The sequence below is a fragment of the Bradyrhizobium sp. 172 genome (genome assembly GCF_023101065.1).
Lineage (GTDB): Bacteria > Pseudomonadota > Alphaproteobacteria > Rhizobiales > Xanthobacteraceae > Bradyrhizobium > Bradyrhizobium canariense_D.
In genome coordinates this window covers 4,266,247-4,280,491 of sequence record NZ_CP064701.1, presented here as the reverse complement: position 1 = coordinate 4,280,491, position 14,245 = coordinate 4,266,247, and the positions used below count along the sequence as shown (strand labels likewise).

Annotated in this window: 15 protein-coding genes; 8 read left to right on the top strand and 7 right to left on the bottom strand. The window is 64.4% G+C overall.

The window, feature by feature from the left end:
* The 5 genes from sufD to IVB07_RS20685 all read left to right on the top strand — a co-directional run bounded on the left by sufD (position 1) and on the right by IVB07_RS20685 (position 4,024).
* Positions 1-1,305 carry a Fe-S cluster assembly protein SufD gene (gene sufD / locus IVB07_RS20705; protein WP_018454452.1) on the top strand — a complete coding sequence of 435 codons (1,305 nt, stop codon included), beginning with the start codon at positions 1-3 and terminating at the stop codon, positions 1,303-1,305.
* Entirely contained in the window at positions 1,302-2,549 is a 1,248-nt protein-coding gene (locus IVB07_RS20700; protein WP_018454451.1) for a cysteine desulfurase, read from the top strand. The genes sufD and IVB07_RS20700 overlap by 4 nt, the downstream gene beginning before the upstream one ends.
* Entirely contained in the window at positions 2,546-2,917 is a 372-nt protein-coding gene (locus IVB07_RS20695; protein WP_007591551.1) for an SUF system Fe-S cluster assembly protein, read from the top strand. Before IVB07_RS20700 ends, IVB07_RS20695 begins: the two co-directional genes overlap by 4 nt.
* A gap of 74 nt (positions 2,918-2,991) precedes the next feature.
* On the top strand, positions 2,992-3,402 hold the full coding sequence (locus IVB07_RS20690; RefSeq protein WP_083926365.1) for an iron-sulfur cluster assembly accessory protein: 411 nt from the start codon (positions 2,992-2,994) through the stop codon (positions 3,400-3,402).
* Positions 3,403-3,583: 181 nt separating this feature from the next.
* Positions 3,584-4,024: a TfoX/Sxy family protein gene (locus tag IVB07_RS20685; protein ID WP_018454449.1), complete on the top strand. Its 441-nt coding sequence runs from the start codon at positions 3,584-3,586 to the stop codon at positions 4,022-4,024.
* A gap of 60 nt (positions 4,025-4,084) precedes the next feature.
* Here IVB07_RS20685 and fabA read toward each other — a convergent pair whose 3' ends face one another.
* The 4 genes from fabA to IVB07_RS20665 form a co-directional block, all read right to left on the bottom strand.
* The gene (gene fabA / locus IVB07_RS20680; protein ID WP_018454448.1) at positions 4,085-4,615 is read right to left on the bottom strand and encodes a bifunctional 3-hydroxydecanoyl-ACP dehydratase/trans-2-decenoyl-ACP isomerase; all 531 of its coding nucleotides are present in this window, start codon (positions 4,613-4,615) and stop codon (positions 4,085-4,087) included.
* 108 nt (positions 4,616-4,723) lie between these two features.
* Complete coding sequence (locus IVB07_RS20675) at positions 4,724-5,791, bottom strand: GGDEF domain-containing protein (RefSeq protein ID WP_018454447.1); 1,068 nt, start codon at positions 5,789-5,791, stop codon at positions 4,724-4,726.
* 166 nt (positions 5,792-5,957) lie between these two features.
* Positions 5,958-7,526 carry a DEAD/DEAH box helicase gene (locus IVB07_RS20670; RefSeq protein ID WP_247766637.1) on the bottom strand — a complete coding sequence of 523 codons (1,569 nt, stop codon included), beginning with the start codon at positions 7,524-7,526 and terminating at the stop codon, positions 5,958-5,960.
* Positions 7,527-7,798: 272 nt separating this feature from the next.
* On the bottom strand, positions 7,799-8,764 hold the full coding sequence (locus IVB07_RS20665; protein ID WP_018454445.1) for a helix-turn-helix transcriptional regulator: 966 nt from the start codon (positions 8,762-8,764) through the stop codon (positions 7,799-7,801).
* Positions 8,765-8,974: 210 nt separating this feature from the next.
* On the opposite strand from IVB07_RS20665, the gene IVB07_RS20660 reads away from it, so the two are divergent.
* Positions 8,975-10,489 carry a caspase family protein gene (locus IVB07_RS20660; RefSeq protein ID WP_018454444.1) on the top strand — a complete coding sequence of 505 codons (1,515 nt, stop codon included), beginning with the start codon at positions 8,975-8,977 and terminating at the stop codon, positions 10,487-10,489.
* A 21-nt stretch (positions 10,490-10,510) separates the two neighbouring features.
* Here IVB07_RS20660 and IVB07_RS20655 read toward each other — a convergent pair whose 3' ends face one another.
* Complete coding sequence (locus tag IVB07_RS20655; RefSeq protein ID WP_018454443.1) at positions 10,511-10,759, bottom strand: hypothetical protein; 249 nt, start codon at positions 10,757-10,759, stop codon at positions 10,511-10,513.
* 119 nt (positions 10,760-10,878) lie between these two features.
* Between IVB07_RS20655 and IVB07_RS20650 the strand changes: the two genes are divergently transcribed.
* The gene (locus tag IVB07_RS20650) at positions 10,879-12,135 is read left to right on the top strand and encodes an FAD-dependent oxidoreductase (protein WP_083926369.1); all 1,257 of its coding nucleotides are present in this window, start codon (positions 10,879-10,881) and stop codon (positions 12,133-12,135) included.
* Between the two features lie 179 nt (positions 12,136-12,314).
* Entirely contained in the window at positions 12,315-13,085 is a 771-nt protein-coding gene (locus IVB07_RS20645) for an outer membrane beta-barrel protein (protein ID WP_204511099.1), read from the top strand.
* Between the two features lie 108 nt (positions 13,086-13,193).
* On the opposite strand, the gene IVB07_RS20640 is transcribed toward IVB07_RS20645, so the two are convergent.
* Together IVB07_RS20640 and IVB07_RS20635 are read right to left on the bottom strand one after the other, a co-directional pair.
* Positions 13,194-13,964: a glucose 1-dehydrogenase gene (locus IVB07_RS20640; protein ID WP_247766636.1), complete on the bottom strand. Its 771-nt coding sequence runs from the start codon at positions 13,962-13,964 to the stop codon at positions 13,194-13,196.
* 20 nt (positions 13,965-13,984) lie between these two features.
* Positions 13,985-14,170 (bottom strand): hypothetical protein, encoded by a 186-nt coding sequence (locus IVB07_RS20635; RefSeq protein WP_018454439.1) that lies wholly within the window; start codon positions 14,168-14,170, stop codon positions 13,985-13,987.
* Positions 14,171-14,245: the final 75 nt, after the last annotated feature.

Sequence of the window (14,245 nt, the reverse complement as noted above, 5' to 3'; positions counted from 1 at the left end):
ATGAACGTTGCTGTGGCAAAGACCGGAAACGGCCGCGCGGTGAGCGATCTCTTCGCCAGCGCCGAAAGCCGGCTGCCGGGTTCGCCTTCCGTGATCGCGGTACGCCGCGAGGCGTTCGAGACCTATGAGCGTCTCGGCCTGCCGCACCGCCGGATCGAGGAGTGGAAGTACACCGATCTGCGCGCGCTGGTCGGCGAGGTACTGCCGCTCGCGGCTGCGCCCGATGCGACTGCGTTGAAGCGCGCCGCGGACGCGGTGAAAGCACATGCGATCGCCGGCGCCCGCAAGCTGGTGCTGGTCGACGGTGTGTTCGCTCCCGATCTCTCCGACGTCAAGGCGCTCGCCTCCGAGGCGAGCTTTAAGACGTTGCGGGAGACGCTGGAGAAGGATTCCGGTCTGTTAAGGACCGCGGCCATCGATGCGGTGATCGCGCTGAACGCGGCGATGGCGACCGACGGTGTCGTGCTTGATATCGCCGACGGCACGCAGCTGTCCGCGCCGATCCAGATCATCCACATCGCGGTTGCATCTTCCGCGTCGGCTTTCACCCGCTCGCAGGTTGCGGTCGGGAAGGGCGCTCGTGCCACCATCATCGAGAGCTTTGTCGCGGCCGGCGCCAAGGCTTACCAGGTCAACGATGCCGTCATCCTCTCGGTTGGCGATAATGCCGACATCGCGCATATCCGTCTGATGGACGATTCGCCGGATGCGGTGAACATCACCTCGCAGTTCGTCACGGTCGGTGCGAATACAAAGCTCAACTTCTTCAACATGACGACCGGCGCGGCAGTCAGCCGCCTGCAAGGCTTCATCACGCTGGCAGGCGAGGGCAGCGAGCTCTCGGTCAACGGCGTGAACCTGTTGCAGAAGACCGAACACGGCGACACCACGCTGGTGGTCGACCATGCCGTGCCGAACTGCGTCAGCCGAGAAGTTTTCCGCGCCGTGATCGACGATCGCGCCCATTCGGTGTTCCAGGGCCGCATCATCGTTCGTCCCGATGCGCAGAAGACCGACGGCAAGATGATGATCCGCGCGCTGCTGCTCTCGGATGAGGCGGAAGCCGACAACAAGCCCGAGCTCGAGATCTTTGCGGACGACGTCTCCTGCGGTCACGGCGCCACCGCCGGTGCGCTGGACGACAGTCTGCTGTTCTATCTGAAGGCGCGCGGCCTGCCGGAGAAGCAGGCCCAGGCGCTGCTGATCCAGGCCTTCGTCGGCGAGGCGATCGAGCAGATCGCCGACGATGATCTGCGCGAGCACGTGATCGGCATTGCCGAGCGCTGGCTGGAGCGGCGCCAATGAGCACGCATCCGGCAGTCAAGAACGGCTCTTACGACGTTGCGCGCGTGCGCCAGGATTTTCCGGCGCTGGCCATGCAGATCTACGGCAAGCCGCTGGTCTATCTCGACAACGCCGCATCTGCGCAGAAGCCGAGCGCCGTGCTCGATCGCATGACGCAGGCCTACACCTCCGAATATGCCAACGTGCACCGCGGCCTGCATTATCTCGCCAACGCCGCGACCGAAGCCTATGAGGGCGGCCGCACCAAGGTGGCGCAGTTCATCAACGCGCCGCGGACCGAGGAAGTGATCTTCACCCGCAACGCGACCGAGGCGATCAACCTCGTCGCCTCGTCCTGGGGCGAGCCGAACATCAAAGCAGGCGACGAGATCGTCATTTCGATCATGGAGCACCACTCCAACATCGTGCCCTGGCATTTCCTCAGGGAACGCCATGGTGCCGTGATCAAATGGGCGCCGGTCGACGACGAGGGCAATTTCCTCATCGACGAATTCGAAAAGCTGCTGACGTCGAAGACCAAGCTGGTCGCGATCACGCAGATGTCGAACGCGCTTGGCACCATCGTCCCGGTCAAGGACGTTGTGAAGATCGCCCACGCCCGCGGCATTCCCGTGCTGGTCGACGGCAGCCAGGGCGCGGTGCATATCCCAGTCGACGTCCAGGACCTCGGCTGCGACTTCTATGTCTTCACCGGCCACAAGGTCTACGGGCCGACCGGCATCGGCGTGCTCTGGGCCAAGTACGACCACCTGGTCGCGATGCGCCCCTATAACGGCGGCGGCGAAATGATCCGCGAGGTCTCGCGCGACATCGTCACCTACGGCGATCCCCCGCACAAATTCGAGGCCGGCACGCCGGCGATCGTCGAGGCCGTCGGGCTCGGCGCCGCGATCGACTACGTCAATTCGATCGGCAAGGAGCGCATCGCCGCGCACGAGCACGATCTCGTCACCTACGCCCAGGATAAGCTGCGCGAGATCAACTCGCTGCGGCTGATCGGCACGGCGCGGGGCAAGGGCCCGGTGATCTCCTTCGAACTCAAGGGCGCGCACGCCCACGACGTCGCCACCGTGATCGACCGCCAGGGCATCGCGGTGCGCGCCGGCACCCATTGCGTGATGCCGCTTTTAGAGCGGTTCAACGTCACAGCCACGTGCCGGGCGTCGTTCGGCATGTATAATACGCGGGAAGAAGTCGATCATCTGGCACAGGCGCTGTTGAAGGCGCGGGATTTGTTCGCATGAGTGACACGGCCGAAATCAAAGCCAATCCGATGGAAACCCAGTCGGCGCTGCCGCCTGAGGAGACCGAGCGTCTCACCACCGAGATCATCGCCGGGCTCAAGACCGTGTTCGACCCGGAAATCCCGGCTGATATCTACGAGCTCGGCCTGATCTACAAGGTCGAGATCAAGGACGATCGTTCCGTCGATGTGCAAATGACGCTGACGACACCGAATTGCCCGGCCGCCGGCGAGCTGCCGACCATGGTCGAGAACGCGGTCGCCAGCGTCCCCGGCGTCGGCGTGGTCGACGTCAAGGTGGTCTGGGAGCCGGCCTGGACGCCGGAACGCATGAGCGACGAGGCCCGCCTCGTGCTCAACATGTGGTGACGCGTAACCTCGGCTTTAGATCCTTGTTAGATCCTTGGCATTGAATTCGCTCGGCAACGGACCACATCATTGACATGACACAGATATCGTCGGGCTCGACACCAGCATCCACTCCAAAGCCGAGGCGGCCCCGCCCGCAGGTCATGCGGCTGACGGACGCTGCCGCCCAGCGCATCAGCGAGCTGACCCAGCGGGCCGATTCCGAGATCGTTGGCCTGCGCGTCGGCGTCAAGAACGGCGGCTGTGCCGGACAGTCCTACACCGTCGAATACGCCCATGATGTCCGGCCGACCGACGAGGTCGTCGAGGACAAGGGCGTCAAGATCCTGGTCGATCCCAAGGCCGTGCTGTTCCTGCTCGGCACCGAGATGGACTACAAGGCCGACAAGATGCAGGCCCAGTTCGTCTTCAACAACCCCAACCAAGTCTCCGCCTGCGGCTGTGGCGAGTCGGTCGAGCTGCGTCCGGCGCAGATCGACGGGTAGTCCGTTTCTCGCAAATCACTCCGCTGTCGTCCTGGCGAAGGCCAGGATCCATACCGCGTGATCTCGCGGTGATCGTCGGTGCCAATACCGACGCTGGCACGACTGGCAGTCTTCGCTAAACTCCCTCCCGTGGAATGGGTCCTGGCTTTCGCCAGGACGACCGTGCGGAAATAGTTCAGCCATGGACCGCGAATTTCTGATCGACCTGTTCGCCGATTTCGGCCCCGTCGCCATCCGGAAAATGTTCTCCGGCTACGGCATCTCCGCCGACGGCGTCAACTTCGCGCTGGCCTTGCGCGCCGGCCTGTTCTTCCGCGCTGACGAGATGACCATCCCGGATTTTGAGGCGGAAGGCTCGAAGCCGTTCCAATACTCGACCCGCGCCAAGACCGTGGTGGTGAACTCCTATTGGGAGCTGCCGGCCCGCCTGTTCGACGATTCCGCGGAACTCGCGCAATGGGCGAGGGCCGCGCTTGCTGCTGCCCAGCGCGCCAAGGTGAAGAAGCCGCCCAAGGTGAAGAAGGCGGCGAAGAAGGTTGCGAAGAAGCCCGTTGCAACGAAGCGGCCGACCAAGAAGAAAACAGTGCGCAGGGCGGGCAAAGCGAAGCGTGCCCTCCGCTGACGTGCTGGTGTGGGAGATGATGGGCATGGCGCTGAGCGCCTTTGCCCACCCGATGGGACTTCACTCCACGGCCTTGGTCAGACCAACCCGCATGTCCCTGGCGGTGAAGACGCAGACGCCGTCGGCCAGCACGCGACCGTCGGCAATTCCGAGCACCAGCTTGCCGCGCCGGACCATCCTCACGGAGACCTCGTAGCGCACGCGTTGCGCGTTCGGTGTGACCTCGCCCGTGCACGCGACTTCGCCGACGCCGATGGCGCGGCCCTTGCCCGGCGAGCCCGACCATCCCAGCCAGTAGCCGACCATCTGCCACATGGCATCCAAACCCAGAGACGCTGGCATCGTGGCATCGCCGTGATAGTGGCAATCGAAGAACCAATGGCCCGGCGCGATGTCGAGTTCGCCGACGATATGGCCCTTGCCGAACTCGCCGCCATCCAGGCTGATCTCCGTGATGCGATCCATCATCAGCATCGGCGGCGCTGGCAATTGCGCATTGCCCGGGCCGAAATAGCCGCCCTCGCTCGATCTCAGCAGCTCGTCCCTGGTGTAGGACGGTTGCGGTGAGTGAAAATCATGCGGGTTTGGCAAGGCGAAAAGTCCTCCGGATGCTCGCAGTCGGACGCCTTGAGACGGCGAGGGAGATGTCGTTCGTCGGGTCAGAATGTCAAGCGCGGCTGTCGGTGCGCAGCTTCGGATTCACGCCACCCGGTTATGCGTCTCGACCGCGAATTCCGGATCGGCCTCGCAGATCACGCGGTTGCGGCCGTTGCGTTTGGCGGCGTACAGGCAGGCATCCGCGCGTTCGATCAGCGCATCGGTGTCGTCGCCCTGCTTGAGCATGGAGACGCCGACGGAGATGGTGACCCGGCCAAGGATTTCGCCGGTGGACTTCTTCTTTAGTTCCTTCGCCATCACCGCGCGGCGGATGTGATCGGCCACCGTCAGGGCCTGGCGCAGCGCGGTGTTGGGCAGCACGACCGCGAATTCCTCGCCGCCATAGCGGGCGGTGATGTCCTGGCCCTTGATGGTCTGCTTCAGCGACAGGCCGACCAGCCGCAGCACCTGGTCGCCGGTGAGATGGCCGTAGGAATCGTTGAACGACTTGAAATGATCGATGTCGACCAGCAGCAGCGACAGCGGCTCGCCGGAGGCGAGCGCGCCTTGCACGGCCATGTCGATCATGCGATCGAAATATTTGCGGTTGCCGAGCCCCGTCAGCGGATCGGTCAGGCTCTCGGCGCGGATCGCCTCCAGGCTCTGCTGGAGGTTGCTGATCTCGCTCCTCGAGAGCGTCAGCCGGTCTTCCAGCGCCTTGTTGGTCTCGCGCATCTCGCTGGTCGAATGCAGCAGCGTCTCGACGATCGACTTGATCTGCTCGCGGCTTTCGGCCGATGACAGCTTTTTGGTCGCGTCCGACAGGCTCGCATCGTAGGAGCCGGTCATCGCGAGCGCGTCGCCGAGAACCTTTATGACGTCGTCGATCTCGCCGATGACGCGCGCGCCGACCTTGTCGATGCGCTCGGTGGTCTTGATGTGGGAGAGATAGGTCTCGTAGATCTGATCGAGATCGGCTTCGGTCAGCTTGCCGCTTCGCGTCAGCGTCTCGTTGATGATCTTGTTGAGCGGGGCGTTGTAGCCGGTGGCGTAGACGTACCAGATCTCGTAATTGCGGGGAATAGCCGTCTGCCGTAGCGATCGGATCTGACCGAGCGCCACCTCGGCGAACGCCATCGTGCGTTCGTGTTCGTCGAGCACCTTGACCACGGAACATACCCCACAGCGACCGGCGCGCCGACGACCGCAGCAATACTTAAATTATGTTCGTAGGCTAACGGACGATCGTGAACGCCCCGTAAATATACGTCCACGAATGCATCCGAAAAAGTGCGCGCCGGCTTGGTTTCAACCAAAGCCGGGCGCGCATCGTGCTTCAGGCGCCGGCGGGGGAGCGAACTGGACGCAGCAGAAAGGCCGGCAGATGCGAGTGGTCACCCGGCTCGCTGTCGGCTTCGCGTTGGCGGCGCGGCTCGGGACGGCCGATCGACGGCACATGCGACGGATTGGCCTGCTGGCGCGCACCGTCACGCGGCTCGGATGATGGCTTGGCTTCGCGCGGCGGCCTGGCTTCACGCGAAGGTCTTGCTTCACGCGGAGGCCTTGCCTCGCGCGCGGGCCTTGCTTCGGAAGCGGGCCTTGTCTCGGGAGCGGACCGTGCTTCGGCCGGAGGCTGTGCCTCGCCACGCGGTTCGCGCGGCTCGTGGCTTCGCTCACGATCGCGGCCGCGCTGCGGCTTGCCGCGTCCGCCGCGTGAACGTTCACGGCCGCGCTGCTCGCGCGGACGCTCGCTCGCGTCGGAAGCATCGGTGCGGACTTCGAAATCGCCCTCCGCGCGTGGAATGCTCTGGCCGATCAGCTTCTCGATCGCCACCATCGACTTCTGGTCGAGCGGCGTGACGAGCGAGATCGCCATGCCGGACCGGCCTGCGCGACCGGTGCGGCCGACGCGGTGGACATAATCGTCGGGATGGTGGGGAACGTCGAAATTGAAGACGTGGCTGACCTCGGGGATGTCGAGGCCGCGGGCGGCGACGTCGGATGCGACCAGGAGGGGCAGCTCGCCCTTGCGGAACTGCTCGAGTGCCGCCGTGCGGGCCGACTGGTCCATGTCGCCGTGCAGCGCGCCGACGCTGAAGCCGTGCTTTTGCAGCGATTTGTGAACGACGGCGACCTCGCGCTTGCGATTGCAGAAGATGATCGCGTTCTGGAGATCCTTGGCCTCGCGCAGCAATCGGCGAAGCAGCTCGCGCTTCTCGTGCGCCTCGCGCCCGGCCGGGACCTGACACTGCGTAACGGTGACAGCGGTGGTGGCGGGCTTCGATACCTCGATCTTCTGCGGATTGTGCAGGAAGGTTTCGGTGATGCGCCGGATCTCCGGCGGCATGGTCGCGGTGAAGAACAGGGTCTGCCGCGTGAACGGGACGAGCTTGCAGACGCGCTCGATGTCGGGAATGAAGCCCATGTCCAGCATGCGGTCGGCTTCGTCGATGACGAGCAGCTCGACGCCGGTGAGCAGCAGGCCGCCGCGCTCCGTGTGGTCGAGCAGGCGGCCGGGAGTGGCGATCAGCACGTCGACGCCGCGCGTCAGCTTGGCATCCTGGTCGCCGAAGGAAACGCCGCCGATCAGGAGGGCGACGTTGAGTTTCTGGCCCGCGCCGTAGCGGTCGAAGTTTTCCTTCACCTGCGCCGCGAGTTCGCGGGTCGGCTCAAGGATCAGGGTGCGCGGCATGCGCGCCCGGGCGCGACCCTTTTCGAGGATGGTGAGCATCGGCAGCACGAAGGCCGCGGTCTTGCCGGTGCCAGTCTGGGCGATGCCGAGCACGTCCTTGCGAGCGAGGACGTGAGGGATCGCCTGTTCCTGAATGGGGGTGGGGGTGGTGTAACCGGTGGCCGCCACTGCAGCGAGGACTTTTTCGGATAGTCCGAGATGGGTAAAAGACATTGAGCCTCTGGTCGAAACCGCCGTTCGGAATCGAGGGTAATAAGGCTGTCGCGTTCCACCCCAAAACGGCGCGCTCTCAAAGAAGCTGGGGGTGCTGACTCACGCGAACAAAGCGCCAAGCTCAGGAATCGCTCTTCGATCTGAGCCGCGTCGCCACGGAACATAGGGGGGAATCGGCCAAAGTCAATGGAGCGGGCGCGGGAAGGCCCTAAAAAACCTGAGGTTTTCGCCCAAATAGTGGGAGCGGCTGCGGTTTTCCGCCCAAACGTCGGCTAGCGCCCCTCCGGCCCCTGCGCGCGGAAGTCGCCGGGCGCGATCCCGTAGGCGGCGTTGAAGACCCGGTAATAGGTCGCGACGCTCTCGAAGCCGCAGGAGGTCGCGATGTCGGCAATCAACCGGTCCGGGGCTTCGCGCATCAAGCGGCGGCTCTGGTTCAGGCGTTCGTCCGTCACGGTTTGCGAGAAACTCCTGGCCGCGCTCTCGAACAACGTATGCAGGTGACGCACGGAGACGCCGAGCAGGTCGGCCACCATGGTCGGCGCCAGATTTGGGTCTTGCAGGTGCCGCGCGATCAGGCGCCGTGCGTACGAGAGCCGGGCGGTCCGCAGTGCGGCCTGCCCGAGGCGGCTGCCGGGCCGCAGGATGCCGCGCTCGATCAGCGCCAGATGAGCTAAAGCCTCGACGAGGGAAGCGGCATCGGCCGCGCCGTCATCACCCGCGGCAACCTCGCCGAGATCCGCAAAGCAGGCGCCGAGTAGAGGCTTCAAGCCGGGATCGTCGAACGTCCGGGGCGCAAGCTCGCGCATGCGCTTGTCCTGCGTGGAGAGGCCGCTCAGCGAGACTTTCAGGATCCGCAGGTGGAAGCCTCCCGTGCCCAGCGGCGCGGCGCGATAGGGCTGGTCGGTATGGCTGGTAGCGAAGCTGCCATTGGCGATCGTGAAGTTGCTGCCGCGCATGCCGCCGAACCAGCCGCCGCTGCCGAGCTGCTGATAGACGCAGAGGCTGTCGCCCGGCGCGTGAGCGATATCGGTCACGCTGCGCTCGACCGTGTAATGGGAGGCCTTCAGCTCGACGAGGCCGGCTCCGCCAAGCTGGCGCAGCGAGAATTCGCCGAAGAAGTTCGCGCGGCGTTCGGGCTCGAGTTCGACGGTGACGCCGAACAGGCCCTTGGCGCGCACCTCGCGCCAAAAGTCGAAGCGGTCGTGCGGCTCGACCTCGTCGGTGCACCAGCGATACACGGCGGCCCCTCGCTTCCAGCGGAATTGCCCACAAGAATTGACCGAGAAAAAGCAAATTCCGGTGGCATCTACCATAGGCTAGACAACAGACCTGAGTCCTCAGGGCGGTTGAACCAGCGATGTGGCTGGGCCGACTATCACATCAACGGCGCGGTTCCCATGAACCGCTGTTCGAGGGAACCGGCGTGGGCCGTTCTTGAGGGATTTTCGATGACGCGTCGGCTTCTCAGAGTACTGGCAGCGCTTGGCCTTGCGGCCGGCCTCAGCGGTTTCGCGCTTCCCGCCTGTGCCGAGAAGCGCGTTGCGCTCGTCGTCGGCAACAACGACTACAGGAACGTTCCGAAGCTGCTCAAGGCGGTCAACGACGCCCGCACCATGGGCGATACGCTGAAGCAGCTCGGATTCTCCGTAATGCTCGCCGAAAACCAGAGCCGGCAGCAATTTTCGGAGACGCTGCTCGCGTTCGATCGGACGATCGAGCCCGGCGACACCGCGTTCTTCTTCTATGCCGGCCACGGCTTCGAGATCGCGGGCCAGAACTATCTGCTGCCGACGGACGTGCCCGCGGCGACGGAAGGGCAGGAAGAACTGGTGCGTGACGCCTCCATCCTGGCCGATCGCATCGTCGAGCGCCTCCAGAACAAGAAGGCGCGGACCTCGATCCTGGTGTTCGACGCCTGCCGCAACAACCCGTTCGAGCGCAAGGGTACCCGCGCCGTCTCCGGTGGCGGCGGGCTTGCCCCGATGGTGCAGCTGCCCGAAGGCGTGTTCTCGGTCTTCTCGGCGGGCCCGCGCCAGACCGCGCTCGACCGCCTCTCCAATGACGACGCCAATCCCAATTCGGTATTCACGCGCACCTTCGCCAAGGAACTGCTCCAGCCCGGCGAGAACCTGGTGCAAGTGGCGCAGCGTACGCGCCGTCTCGTGAGCGAGATGGCCGACACTGTCAAGCACAGGCAGGTGCCGGTCTATTTCGATCAGATGGTCGATGACGTCTTCCTCAGCGGCATCGCCAAGGATGCCGCCGCGCGCCCGGCCGATCCGCCGGCGCAGAAGCTCGCGGCGCTGCCACCGGTGTCGGTGCCGCGCGTGCCGAAGGAGGAGACCACCAACGCGCCGATCGCGAGCTTCTCGCGTCACAATGGCGGCTGGAGCGTGGTGTTCTCCTTTGCCGATCCGACCCTCGGCGTTTCCTGGCGCATGGCCGGCAACGGCGACTTCCGCGAAACCGGCTTCATCGATACGCTCGACCCGCGCACGCGCAAGAGGATGCCGAACCCGTCGATCGAATTGCCGCCGGACGCGCAGGCCGGCACCATCGAGGTTCGCTATGTCGACCAATCCGGTGACATGCAGGGGCCGTTCCCGATCAGGTTCGATCCCGAAGCCGCGCTGATCCGTGACCAGCGCAAGATCCTGGACATGACCGCGACGAGCTGGCTGTCATTCCGCGAGTTCAACGGGCTGCTGGTCTACTACACGCACCTAGTGTCCTACCGCTGCGCCATCCGCGAGGTGCGCATCGGCATCGATACCGCCGTTCCGAACCAGGTGTTGAAGATGCCGGGCTGCGACATGCGCGATCCCAGTGCGATCAGCGCCGGCATGCCGCTCTCCATGAAGCTCGCGCCGGCAACGCAGTTCATCTCGGTGGAGCTGACCTATCGCGACGGCAGCGTGTCGGAGATCAAGAGCTTCCGCAGCGCGAACCGCAGCAACAACTGAGGTGTCGAGCAGGCCGCTTAGCTATTCGCGGCGCTTCCGGATGAAGCGTTTGAGGGCCTCGATCAAGGACGGGGTCAGCGGGAAGAAAGCGCCCATCGCGATCGAGATGATGACTTGGCGCGGCAGGAGCTTGACCTGCTCCTCGTGCGGATAACCGTTCTGTTCGATGCGCACCGGCGCAAGCGGCGGCCTGCGCGGTGCGATCATGATCAAGACGAAAAGCACGTTGATCAGGATCCAGACGCCGAGCAGTATGAGGATTGTCTGCACTGCAATTTCCCGAATGAGTCGGAATTGGAGGCAAGGCTAACGGCCATTCACAACCGCAGCAAATGAATCTTGCTTGCTGCACTGCACAGAATGCTTGGCTCGTGAAGGAGGACCCGACCGTGAAACCCGATACGTTGCAGCGTCCCCAGGGCTCCCCGCTGAAGGTGCGGTGTTGCATCGTCGGCGGCGGACCGGCGGGCATGATGCTCGGCTATCTCCTCGGGCGCGCCGGCATCGATGTCGTGGTGCTGGAGAAGCATGCGGATTTCTTCCGCGACTTCCGCGGCGACACCGTGCATCCTTCGACGCTCCAGGTGATGGACGAGCTCGGCCTGATCGACGGATTCCTGAAGCTGCCGCATCAGCGCTTGCAAAAGCTGGACGGCCTGTTCGGCAGTACCCCCGTTCGCATCGCCGATCTCAGCCGCCTCCGCACCAAGTACCCCTTCATCGCCTTCATGCCGCAATGGGATTTCCTGAATTTCCTGCGCGAGGCCGGCCAGCGCTTCGCCTCGCTGCAGGTGATGATGAACACGGAGGCCGTCGATCTGATCCGCCGCGGCGAGACCATCGCCGGCGTGCGGGCGAATACGCCTGACGGTATCGTGGACATCGAAGCTGATCTCACCATCGCATGTGACGGCCGGCATTCGACCGTGCGCCAGCATTCCGGCCTCGAGGTCGAGGAGATCGGCGCGCCAATGGACGTGCTGTGGTTCCGCGTCGGACGCAAGGCGAACGAGACCGAGAACCTGTTCGCGCGCGTCGAGCCCGGCAAGATGATGATCACCTTCGACCGCGGCGACTATTGGCAGTGCGCCTATGTCATCGCCAAGGGACAATACGACGCGGTGAAGGCGAGGGGATTGCAGGCGCTGCTCGACGACGTCGTTCGCATGGCGCCGGTCCTGAAGAGCGGCATAGCCGAGGTGAAGAACTTCGACGATGTCAAGCTGCTCACCGTCGCGATCAACCGCCTGCCGCGCTGGACGCGGCCGGGCCTGCTTCTGATCGGCGACGCCGCACATGCGATGTCGCCGGTCGGCGGTGTCGGCGTCAATCTCGCCGTCCAGGATGCGGTCGCGACCGCAAACCTGCTGGCGGACGAGCTGCAGCGCGGCTGCCCGTCGGAGGACGAACTCGATGCCGTGCGCCGTCGCCGCGAATTCCCGGTGAAGATGACGCAGCGGATGCAGATGATCGTGCAGAACAACATCATCAGCGGCGCCTTGCAGGGCGGCGACCGGCCGCTGAAAGTGCCGCTGGTCCTGCGCCTCATCACCGCGCTGCCGTGGCTCCAGGGCATTCCGGCGCGCCTGCTCGCGCTTGGCGTCCGGCCCGAGCACGTGCAGTCGAAGGCTACGCCGGCACGGTAGCGCAAGGGCCCGGTAGGGATAACGCGGCGTTAAATCGCGCTCGACGCGTTGCCTGCGTGCAACAGCGCAAACGGATTGAAGGCGCGCTGCTTGCCAATCCGACGTCTTAACTGTCTTGATTCAAATTTGAGTAAGACCTGCGTGTGAGCGTGCACCCATCAAAGGACACGGGGTGTACCATGCGTAACAAGTTGATTGCCGCCTTCGCCTGCACGACCGCTCTGATTTCGACCGGCGCCGCTTCCGCCGCCGATCTCGGTGCTCGGCCCTACACAAAGGCGCCGGCCTATATGGAGTCGATGTTCAACTGGACCGGCTTCTATGTCGGCGGCCACATCGGCGGTGCATGGACCAACGAGCAGTTCATCAACAACGGGACCGGGGCACCGTTTGGCGATCTGACCCCGGGGCAGGGCTACCGTCAGCGCAACTCCGGCATCCTGGGCGGCGCCCAGATCGGCTACAATTGGCAGGCCAACAACTACGTGTTCGGTATGGAAGGCACGATCTCGGGCCTCGACAACAAGGGCTCGTTCTTGAACACCGCGTTCGGCGCGGGTGACGACGTGTTCTCCTGGCGCACCAATGTGCTTGCCACCGTCGTCGGTCGCGCGGGCTTCGCCGTGCAGAACAACCTGTTCTACATCAAGGGCGGCTATGCCGGCGTGAACAACCGTCTGTCGGTCACCGATACGGTCGGTCCGGCCACCGGTTCCGGCGGTCAGACCCATTGGGCCAACGGCTGGACCGTCGGTGCCGGCTGGGAATACGGCATCACCCGCAACTGGATCGTCGGCCTCGAGTACAACTACGCAGCCTTCGCCAGCCAGACCTATCAACTCGGCGGCACCTCCGGCAATTACAGCTTCGATGCCAAGCCGCGCGACCTGCAGTGGGCCGTCGTGCGCGCCAGCTACAAGTTCGACGCGCCGGTCATCGCCCGCTACTAAGTGGGTCAACGAACGACCAAGCAGCCATAAAAGACGATCACTGCCCAAATTCAAAAGCCCCGGCATTGTCCGGGGCTTCTTTTTTGTGTGCAGATTTATTGGTGCGGCCTACGCCATCACCGAGAACCCGCCATCGACGGGGATCGCGGTGCCGGTGACGAAGTTGGAGGCGGATGAGGCGAGGAACACGGTGATGCCGGCGAAGTCGTCGATGTCGCCCCACCGCCCCGCAGGCGTGCGTGCCAGCACCCGCGCGTGCAATCCCGATACCTGCTGCCGCGCACCGCGGGTCAGGTCGGTGTCGATCCAGCCCGGCAGGATGGCATTGACCTGGATGTTGTCGGGCGCCCACGCATTGGCGCAGGCGCGCGTGTACTGAACGATGCCGCCCTTGCTCGCCGCATAGGCCGTTGCGAAGCTCGCGCCGAAGATCGACATCATCGAGCCGATGTTGATCACCTTGCCGTTGCCGGACGCCTTCAGCGCCGGATAGGCCAGCTTCGAGCACAGGAAGGCGCTGGTGAGATTGGTGTTGATCACCGTGTTCCACTCGTCGAGCTCGAGCTCGTGCGGCGGCTTGCGGATGCTCATGCCGGCATTGTTGATGAGGATGTCGATGCGGCCGAAATCCCTGACGACGCGATCGATCATCGCGGCGATGGCCGCCTTGTCGGTGACGTCGGTGGCAACACTGATCGCCTTCACGCCGCGCTGGCTGAGATCAGCGACGGCGGCGGCGGATTTGGTTTCGTTGCGCCCGACCACGGCGATGTTGGCGCCGGCATCGGCGAGGCCACGGGCCATTCCGAGCCCGATGCCGCCATTGCCTCCCGTGACAATCGCGACCTTGCCGCGGAGATCGAACCGACTGGTTGTCATGCTGCTATTCCCTGGTTCTTCTATTGGTTGCTCTGCCAGATCAGCACCAGCCCGAAGCCGGCCAAGGCTGCGCCATAGCCGGCCCATTGCAGCTGGTTGACCATGAAGCTCGATCGCGGCCACGCGACGGTGCCCGTACCCTGTCCGATCCAGAGCAGCCCGACGGCAAGGGCAAACAGGCCTGCTATCAGCAGAAATCTGCGCATGCATTCCTCCCCGGCGGTTTGCTTCTGTCGTGACGCGACATGACGATTGCCGCGGCCCGAAAACTTGCCGGGAGA